This window comes from Acinetobacter soli (assembly GCF_000760595.1).
Classification (GTDB): domain Bacteria; phylum Pseudomonadota; class Gammaproteobacteria; order Pseudomonadales; family Moraxellaceae; genus Acinetobacter; species Acinetobacter soli.
Genome location: NZ_BBNM01000020.1, coordinates 1 through 8,367 on the forward strand (window position 1 = coordinate 1; position 8,367 = coordinate 8,367).

General features: G+C 37.2%; 8 protein-coding genes and 1 riboswitch. Of the genes, 6 read left to right on the forward strand and 2 right to left on the reverse strand.

The window, feature by feature from the left end; genetic code table 11:
- Window positions 1-92: 92 nt before the first annotated feature.
- Window positions 93-1,043 carry a DUF4062 domain-containing protein gene (locus Aso01_RS15610; protein ID WP_004940248.1) on the forward strand — a complete coding sequence of 317 codons (951 nt, stop codon included), beginning with the start codon at window positions 93-95 and terminating at the stop codon, window positions 1,041-1,043.
- Window positions 1,044-1,236: 193 nt separating this feature from the next.
- Here Aso01_RS15610 and Aso01_RS15615 read toward each other — a convergent pair whose 3' ends face one another.
- Window positions 1,237-1,476 (reverse strand): hypothetical protein, encoded by a 240-nt coding sequence (locus Aso01_RS15615; RefSeq protein WP_004940251.1) that lies wholly within the window; start codon window positions 1,474-1,476, stop codon window positions 1,237-1,239.
- 116 nt (window positions 1,477-1,592) lie between these two features.
- Between Aso01_RS15615 and Aso01_RS15620 the strand changes: the two genes are divergently transcribed.
- Window positions 1,593-2,072, forward strand: a complete 480-nt coding sequence (locus Aso01_RS15620) for a hypothetical protein (RefSeq protein WP_004940252.1) — start codon at window positions 1,593-1,595, stop codon at window positions 2,070-2,072.
- On the opposite strand, the gene Aso01_RS15625 is transcribed toward Aso01_RS15620, so the two are convergent.
- Entirely contained in the window at window positions 2,056-3,141 is a 1,086-nt protein-coding gene (locus Aso01_RS15625; RefSeq protein WP_370736361.1) for a MobA/MobL family protein, read from the reverse strand. The genes Aso01_RS15620 and Aso01_RS15625 overlap by 17 nt on opposite strands.
- A gap of 395 nt (window positions 3,142-3,536) precedes the next feature.
- Between Aso01_RS15625 and Aso01_RS15630 the strand changes: the two genes are divergently transcribed.
- From Aso01_RS15630 to Aso01_RS15645, 4 genes are all read left to right on the forward strand, one after another.
- Entirely contained in the window at window positions 3,537-4,292 is a 756-nt protein-coding gene (locus Aso01_RS15630; RefSeq protein WP_004940257.1) for a hypothetical protein, read from the forward strand.
- A gap of 654 nt (window positions 4,293-4,946) precedes the next feature.
- A complete protein-coding gene (gene repM, locus Aso01_RS15635) occupies window positions 4,947-5,861 on the forward strand; it encodes a replication initiation protein RepM (protein WP_004931858.1) in 915 nt (304 codons plus the stop codon).
- A 67-nt stretch (window positions 5,862-5,928) separates the two neighbouring features.
- Window positions 5,929-6,474, forward strand: a complete 546-nt coding sequence (locus Aso01_RS15640; RefSeq protein ID WP_004931860.1) for a plasmid replication DNA-binding protein — start codon at window positions 5,929-5,931, stop codon at window positions 6,472-6,474.
- Window positions 6,475-6,821: 347 nt separating this feature from the next.
- Window positions 6,822-7,973: a TDT family transporter gene (locus Aso01_RS15645; protein ID WP_004931863.1), complete on the forward strand. Its 1,152-nt coding sequence runs from the start codon at window positions 6,822-6,824 to the stop codon at window positions 7,971-7,973.
- Between the two features lie 46 nt (window positions 7,974-8,019).
- Window positions 8,020-8,087, forward strand: a riboswitch (Fluoride riboswitch).
- The last annotated feature ends 280 nt before the right edge of the window (window positions 8,088-8,367 follow it).

The following is an 8,367-nucleotide window of genomic DNA, read 5'->3' on the forward strand; positions in this document are numbered from 1 at the left end:
GGAGAATTGATTGGGTCTATTTTTAATAAGTATTTCATTTAATTAGATAGTTATTACAATAAGCAGAAATTTTATTTATAAGTTTTTCCTTTATGAAAAAATATCAAATTTTTGTATCATCAACTTATCTTGATTTAATTGATGAACGTCAAGCTGCTGTCGAGGCAATTCTAAAGGCAGGTCATATTCCTGCTGGTATGGAGTTGTTTACCGCATCAAATCAAAGCCAATGGTCTATCATTCAGAGATGGATAGATGAGTCAGATGTTTATATGCTTATTCTTGGGGGGCGTTACGGGTCAATAGAACCAGAATCTGGATTAAGCTATACCGAATTAGAGTATAACTATGCATTGACTCAAAATAAGCCTTTATTTGCAGTCATCATTAAAGATGAAGCACTTGATGAAAAAGTTAGGACAAGTGGTAGGAGTGTTCTAGAGTCCGAGAATCCACAAAAAATGAGAGATTTTAAAAATAAAGTTTTATCTTATATGTCGTCTTTTTTTGAGGATCATAAAGATATTAAATTAGCTGTACATGAAAGTGTTGGTAAATTACAGCAGGAAAATAAACTAATTGGCTGGGTACGTGCTGATGAGGTATTAAATCCAAAACAATATTTAGATCAAATTACTGCTCTGCAAAAAGAAAAAGAACAATTAAATAAAGAAAATACTAAGTTGAAAAATCAATCGTCAGGCAGTTCCAACTTGGAAGCTGATTTTGATCAGCTCATAGGTATTTTTTCAAAAGAGATGGTTTCTTTGAAGAGAGTTAGAACAGATGAAAATAAATACCCAGAAGAAATTTCTATTTTAGAAGCTGTAGAAGTCTTCAAAGATAAGATTGTAATAGGGGTAGCTAACTCTGGAAACGCAACAAACCATGATTTATTTGTTTTTTTCGATTTAGCTCCTGAATTACAAATTCATGGGTTAATGCAAATAGAAAAAATAACTAATACAGCTACAGCTAGAAGAGTAATAGCTACTGAAAAGGGTAAGAGCTTCTTAGCCTATTTAGTGAAGAAGAAATATTAATACCTGTAGTTAGTAAACTGAAATTTAAAGTATTTCTAAAATTAACATAATACGCCTTATGCGAAATTTGGTTATTAACTAAATTTCGCACTTATCAATATAAGTATTTGATAAATATGTAAATAGTCAATTATTAAAAAATAACTAAAATTCGCAGTTAGTACTGTAATTAATTAATGTATATAGATTTTTTTCAAAAACGGTTCTTAATTTTAAACGTTTTTCGCTGAAGCAGATGTTCAGTTAAGTTGGGATTTCGACCAACCAATTGCTTCACGAACACGGGCGGCTGATCAGGATCTTTTCTCAGCAATACATCATTTTCAACATAAAGAACTGTTTCAGTCTGGGCCACAGTAATCCCTTTTTCCTGCAGGGCATACGCAGCAGCAAGAGCAATCCCGCGCTCACTCAATTCATCATCAATCATCATCAATTCAACCTCGGATAGTCAGACGGTAATCCCCAGCTAAAAATTTCAATAAAAAAATTTAAGTAAAATTATGATTTAGACTGGATATATCCCATTTAAAAAATAAGGTTAAAACCATGCAGAACATAGATCTAGAGAAAAAAATAAACCAAATAAAAACAGAAACTATTGCCCCACAACAATTAGGTAAACTGGTCCATCGGCTATCGGCACATCACAAGTTTGTCGCCTGGTACAACCATCAATATGAAACGAACTGGTTTTGCTTATGTTGTGCAAAAGATGATGAAACCCTAATGGATCCGAGCACTTCAGATGATCCTTTTGAACAGCGTATCATCCAATGTCAAAGATGTGGGATCCGTGACCAACAAGGTCCTTTATCAAGCACTAGACAAATGGATAAAAAGGCATGGAAATCTGCTCAATCAATAGTCACCTTTGGCATGAGTCCTGAAGAGAAAAAACGCCATGAAAAAAGTTCCTGGGAGCGCTTTGAGCGGATCCAGTCTGGCGAAACCACATTGGAAGATGAAGAAGCAGTTTTACTCATGCAATGGCGTGCTTTAAACAATTTCCCTAAAAACCGGGGCTAAAATCATCGTCTCGATCTGGTTTTTTCTTTGGCGTACTCTTGAGTGGAGGCACCGTCAACACCTCTTGACGAGCCATAATCTGCTGCTGAAGTCCTTCTAGTTCCTCATAGATCTCTGCACCTTGAGTACTCAATGCCTGCAGCTGAAGTTGCAGCTGGCCGAGATAATCTAATTTCTCTATCCGATCGAAATGACCCGTGTTCAAATGCTCAACATAGGCACATAAATCTGGATAAATCAGCTCTTTTGAATGATGTCTCGAAGGGTTTTCTAATAAACGATCTTGCATACGCTGCTGAAGCAACAATAACTGTGCTTTCGCATGATCATGCTGCCGAGTACGAGGTGTTTCTACTCGGTTTTGCCGTTGCAGTTCAGCTTCATAGAAAGATTGATACAGCGCATAATAATTCTCAGCCCTTAACCGGTTAATTTCAGCCACCATCTCTTCACGTTTGGCCATCAGTTCTGGCTCATTTTCCCGTGCAAAGCGAAGCGCCTTATTCATCACCGGTACATCCTGTAACTGGGTACCGTACTTTTTGTTGTATTCCTTATTGGATAAGCAACTAACCAGGCTAGGAACTTCCACCTGGATGCCCTTAATCTCCACAATTTTTGTTGGGGCATAGCGCATCAGACTCTCATTAATCAATTCTTCGGTTTTCTGCCGGTACAACTGCAATTGCGTCTTGCCCATCCCAAGCACATCAGCTGTGAGCTTTTGTGCGCCACCTGTTTGTGGATCCTTTGGGTTATAGCGTTTAAAAAACTGTTCGGCTGTGCGTTCAATCCTATCCACATGCCGTTCACTGTACATAAAATGCAGATGCGGTTGCTCTTGGCCACCGAAAGAACCGGCATGATTATGAATGGCACAGGTAAATGGATACTGATAACGATCGGCAAACTCGGTAATAAACGCTTCAGCCAACTCAATCCGTTGCGCTTGATTCAGCTCTTTGGGTAACGCAACAATCAGACTTGAACAAGTCCGGCCATTACTGCGCTCATAAATATCTGCAGCCTCCCAGAACCCAGCCGGTTTTCCTTCTGCAAAACTCGGCATATTTCCGGATCGGACAAACTCAATCTGCTCTGAAGCATGTTCTTTGTAATTTTTGAAATGCGATGTCCGGGTAATGTAGTGAAACCGGTTCTTGGCCGTGGCGGCATTTTTCACTTTTCCGGATCGAGTCTTTACCGCCTTTTTGGTTGTGTGTTCCAGATTGCAGTAGAACATATTTCCACCTTCGAATTCATGCTGCCTCGCAGAGCCTGCGGAGCACGAGGAGGAGTGTTTTTAATTTGATATCATTGCGGAGTAATGGTATCAAATTAAAAACACGGAAACGAGCTAAATAATTAAATAAAATGTTCCCACATTTTATTTAATTATTCCCGTGCTGCACTATGCTAGACTGAAAACAGAAAAATCCCACCCATTTTATGCTGGAGAATGCGATGGCGGCCCGTGGAAGACCGACAAAAATACTCACTCAAAATGACCTCCTGACCTTGCAGCAGTTTTTAGAAAATCTCCCCTACCTCAAGAAAAAACAACAACAAGCGTTAAGCCTGCTTCAACAACCGCAGGCCCCATTCAATCAACAACAACTCAGCCTACTCAAAACAGTCGATCGGGAGAAAAATCAGTTTGTACAAAGACAGACCCTGATTGAACAAATCAAACTGAAGCAAAAAAACCAACAGCCCCTGCTTGCCAATGAAATTGAAATCCTGACATTACTCAAACAAGACATGGATCAGGATCTGTTCTTTCGCTTAGATCGAGCACTCGAGTCTTACCAGAAAATTGAAAAAGCAGCCCTAGACAACCGGATCCGGCTGGAGAACGAACATAAACGAGAAATCTTGCAGAAAAGCTACAAGGAACTCACTGAGGCGCAGAAAAAACGGAATGCCGAGAATCAGCTTAAATATGCATTGGGCGGAATCATTCTATCCATCTGGAAAAAAGCAGAATGGAAGATCGATCCAGACCATTTGGAACATGTTGAACATAGAATTAAGAACGCTTTAATTTCTAGCTCAAAAATGCAAAAGAGTCCGGTTTACCAGGAGGCGCTTAACCTCACACAAGACCACCAACAAGCCCGTAAATTATTCTTCTTAGCCTTAGATACACTGCCGACCTATAAGATTCAGCAAGAAGAATTCCATAAAGTACTCCTAAAAAACCTGCATAAATCGCTATAAGCACTCATTTAAGCGCGATTTTTAGCACTCCAGTAGGAAACCTACAAAGCTGGGGCAAACATCGCTAAAAATGCAAATGAGTGCATTCTGGAAGGTATCCAATTTGAATCCCTTAATCCTTTTCATCGCGAATAGGTAGTAGATACCAAGCGAGTGTCTACGAGCGACATACCCAAAATTTGCGCCTCGGCCCTCTGAAAAACCGCTTTTTTAGGTGAATAAACCTAAAAAAGTGCAATTTAGATGCAAAAATTTGAGTCTAGATCGAGCGCAGCGAGCATAAAGCTTGATGAGCGAAGCGAATGCCGAGTTGCTTTTGCTCTTTCTAAAATTCACAACGAAAAGAACCAAAAAATTGCCCCAAGAATCGAGCGAAAGCGAGATTCAATAGAGTTTGAGCGTAGCGAAAACCAAGGGCAATTTTGCCCAGACTATGTTTTTAATTATTTTTAAGTTTTTAAATACTTTTAGACTTGATGAAACCCTTTATTTTTAAGTGTTTTAATGAGATTAAAACGAGGTTTACCTTGCATTAAAACGAGGTTTACCTTGCATTAAAACGAGGTTTACCTTGCATTAAAACGAGGTTTACCTTGCATTAAGCGAGTTAATAATATAACCTCGTCTTAACGAACTAAAAATATAACTCGTCATATGAAAACAGAATTAATAGTTAAAGATAATGCCTTGATTAATGCCAGTTATAACCTTGATTTAGTCGAACAGCGATTAATCCTACTAGCGATAGTTGAAGCAAGAGAATCTGGTAAAGGAATCAATGCCAATGATCCATTAACAGTTCATGCTGAGAGTTATATTAATCAGTTCGGAGTACATCGAAATACAGCTTATCAAGCATTAAAAGATGCCTGTGATGATCTATTTGCAAGACAATTCAGCTATCAAAGCCTTAGCGAAAAAGGCAATGTTATTAACCACAAATCAAGATGGGTGAGCGAGGTTGCCTATATTGATAATGAAGCTGTTGTTAGACTTATTTTTTCTCCAGCTATTGTGCCTTTAATTACAAGGCTAGAAGAACAATTTACAAAGTATGAAATACAACAAATTAGTAATCTCAGCAGTGCCTATGCCGTCCGTTTATATGAAATTTTGATTGCATGGCGTAGCACTGGACAAACTCCTCTTATAGACCTACATGATTTCAGGAATAAAATAGGTGTTCTCGATACCGAATATAAACGGATGTATGACTTTAAAAAATATGTCTTAGATATTGCTCTAAAACAAGTAAATCAGCATACAGATATTACTGCTAAAGTTGAGCAGCAAAAGACTGGTAGATCAATTACCGGATTCTCATTCAACTTTAAACAAAAAAAGTCAGCAACAAAAAGTATGGTTCAGAAAAAGGATGAGCCAATAGTGCTCACAGATGCTCAACGTTACTTGTTCGCAAGTAAGCTGTCAGAACTCCATGAAATGAGTAAATACTCTCAAGGATCAGAAAGCTATGAACAATTCGCTGTACGTATAGCTGATATGCTGCAAGACACAGAGAAAGTAAAAGAATTCACTCCATTACTTCGAAAAGTTGGCTTTCAATAAGCCGTATCAATTGACAATGTAAAGTTGACAGTGAAGTATTAACACAAATTGACAGCTAATTTACACTATGAAAAAACTATCAGTTTCAGAGTTAGCAAAACTATATGGGTTTTCCAGACAAGCAATATATGCTCATATAAATAAAGGAAATTTATCAAAGGGAGCAGATGGCTTAATTGATTTCTCAGAAGCTTTAAGAGTATTTGGCGAACCACAAAAGAAAGAGAGTAATGTCAATCAAAGTCAATCAATTGACAGTCAAAAGTTAACAGAAGTTGACTTGCTCAAACGTCAAGTTGACTTGCTTGAAAAGCAATTAAATCAAGCCTTGCTTAGAGAAAATCAGTCTTTAGAACGAGAATCTTTCTATCAAGAACAAATTGAGGCAATGCAACGTCTACTGGAAGCCCCCAAAGCCAATATGACTACGTTTACCGATCAAAAACCTGACCCAGATATAGCAACGGATCCTCGGTCAGAACCCGAGCCGAAAGATGAGGGATTGACTACTCTGGAGCAGAAGGAAAATAAGCGAATTGCAGTGCCAGAGCATGTGGAGCCTGAACCACCGAAGCGAGGATTTCTGAGCCGATTTTTCTTACCTAATGGTTAAGGTGACTATTCACCATAGCTAATTAAAGTTGTGAAACATTGATCAGCAAACAGGCGTGGAACGTGAAAAGTAGCGGAGTTGCTGCCCTGTTGCTATATGATTCAGGGCAGCACCAAGTAATATACTGAAATTAAATAGAAAATTTGAAGCATTTCGGATAAGGCGTATTATGTTAAGTTTAGACTTCTTGAAGAAATAGAAATCCACACTCACAGTTTTAACAGACTTCTGCATTAAAACAACATATAAGAATAACTTATTATTAAAATGATTTAATATCAATTCATCTGATATTAAAAAAGCTTTATTATCTTCTTAAGCCAATTATTCATATTTAGGCATATATTATGAATCAGCCATTTTATAAAATTGAAAGTAAGATCAACATTATTCGTCATTTCACCCCAAATTGGTTTACTGTCACCATGGGAACAGGTGTTGTTGCTCTAATTATTTCTGAACTTCCTTTTTTACATAGTCAGTTATATGCTCTAGGTACTGTGTTATGGCTGATCAATATTGTTTTATTTATAACTTTTTCAATACTTTATGCTTTAAGATGGATCTTCTTTTATCAAGAAGCAAAGTTAATCTTAAAACATTCAAGCATGCTTTTTTTTCTCGGAGCAATTCCTATGGGATTGGCTACGATAATTAACGGATGTTTAAAATATGGAATCATGATGTTTGGCAATGATAATCATATTGTCGCTATTGCACAAAATTTATGGTATCTCGATGCTGTTTTAGCGTTTTTAGTTGCTCTTTTTGTTCCTGCGATGATGTTTACTCGACAAGATCATCAACTGCATAGCATGACCGCGATTTGGTTACTTCCTATCGTAACAGCTGAAGTAACAGCAAGTTCTGGTGGAATTCTATTAGCACATACCATGGCTCCTTTAGACGCGATCAATATTCTTGTGGGGAGTTATATGCTTTGGGGAATTTCTGTATTACCAGCATTTTCTATTTTAACAATTTTATTTTTGAGAATGGCTGTACATAAATTACCTGAGCAACAAATGGCGATTTCTGGATGTTTAGCATTAGGACCGATTGGAACAGGTGCTCTTGCTTTGCTTTTACTTGGCAAACAGGCTACGCATGTTTTAGCGTATATTCACATGGAAGCGCTAGGCCAAATCATGCACTACACTGGAATTATGGGTAGCATTATTCTAATTGGTTTTGGTTTGTGGTGGTTAGCTATGGCTATTTTTACAATTTATAAGCATTTGAATATTAATTTTAGCTTTAACTTGGGTTGGTGGGGGTTAACATTTCCATTAGGTGTTTATTCTTTAGCAATTTTAGAGTTAGCTAAGCAATTAAATATGCAAATTATAAGCTATATTGGGTATGGATTGACTTTATTTTTAGTTGTTTTATGGGTGATGGTTATTTGTAAAACGCTACTTGGTGCATATAGAGGTACGCTTTTTATTTCTCCATGCTTAATCGCTGAATTAAATAAAAAGAAAGAGTATGCTAATTAAACCAATAATTAAAACGCATTGATATTTAAAATAATTATTTTATAATAAAGTACAATGAGATGGTATTCCTCCTTTTACAAACCGCCAATTCTGGCTAATGATGCCTACGTAACTCTCTTTCCAATTAGAGTGCGTAGGTATGCGCTCTACTTTTTTTGGAGCGCCACAATGTATGTATTTTTCCCTTCTATCTATTGCTTTTGGAACAGTTTTAGCTAACTTAATCGGTACTTTTACCATCGGGTTAGCTATAAGGATTTAGAAGACGGCAAATGGATGAAATTTACTGGTTGGGGATGTATTGATGAAGCCAGAGCAGAGATTCTGAAATCTATTCAAGCATACAAATAATTTTTAATGAATAAGGTATCAAAATTGATACCTTATTTTCCCC

Bases quoted from the DNA above. Each gene is read 5' to 3' on its own strand.
- Aso01_RS15645 (WP_004931863.1), top strand. From the start codon at position 6,822: ATGAATCAGCCATTTTATAAAATTGAAAGTAAGATCAACATTATTCGT.
- Aso01_RS15625 (WP_370736361.1), bottom strand. From the start codon at position 3,141: ATGCCGAGTTTTGCAGAAGGAAAACCGGCTGGGTTCTGGGAGGCTGCA.
- Aso01_RS15630 (WP_004940257.1), top strand. From the start codon at position 3,537: ATGGCGGCCCGTGGAAGACCGACAAAAATACTCACTCAAAATGACCTC.
- Aso01_RS15620 (WP_004940252.1), top strand. From the start codon at position 1,593: ATGCAGAACATAGATCTAGAGAAAAAAATAAACCAAATAAAAACAGAA.
- Aso01_RS15610 (WP_004940248.1), top strand. From the start codon at position 93: ATGAAAAAATATCAAATTTTTGTATCATCAACTTATCTTGATTTAATT.
- Aso01_RS15640 (WP_004931860.1), top strand. From the start codon at position 5,929: ATGAAAAAACTATCAGTTTCAGAGTTAGCAAAACTATATGGGTTTTCC.
- Aso01_RS15615 (WP_004940251.1), bottom strand. From the start codon at position 1,476: ATGATGATTGATGATGAATTGAGTGAGCGCGGGATTGCTCTTGCTGCT.
- repM (WP_004931858.1), top strand. From the start codon at position 4,947: ATGAAAACAGAATTAATAGTTAAAGATAATGCCTTGATTAATGCCAGT.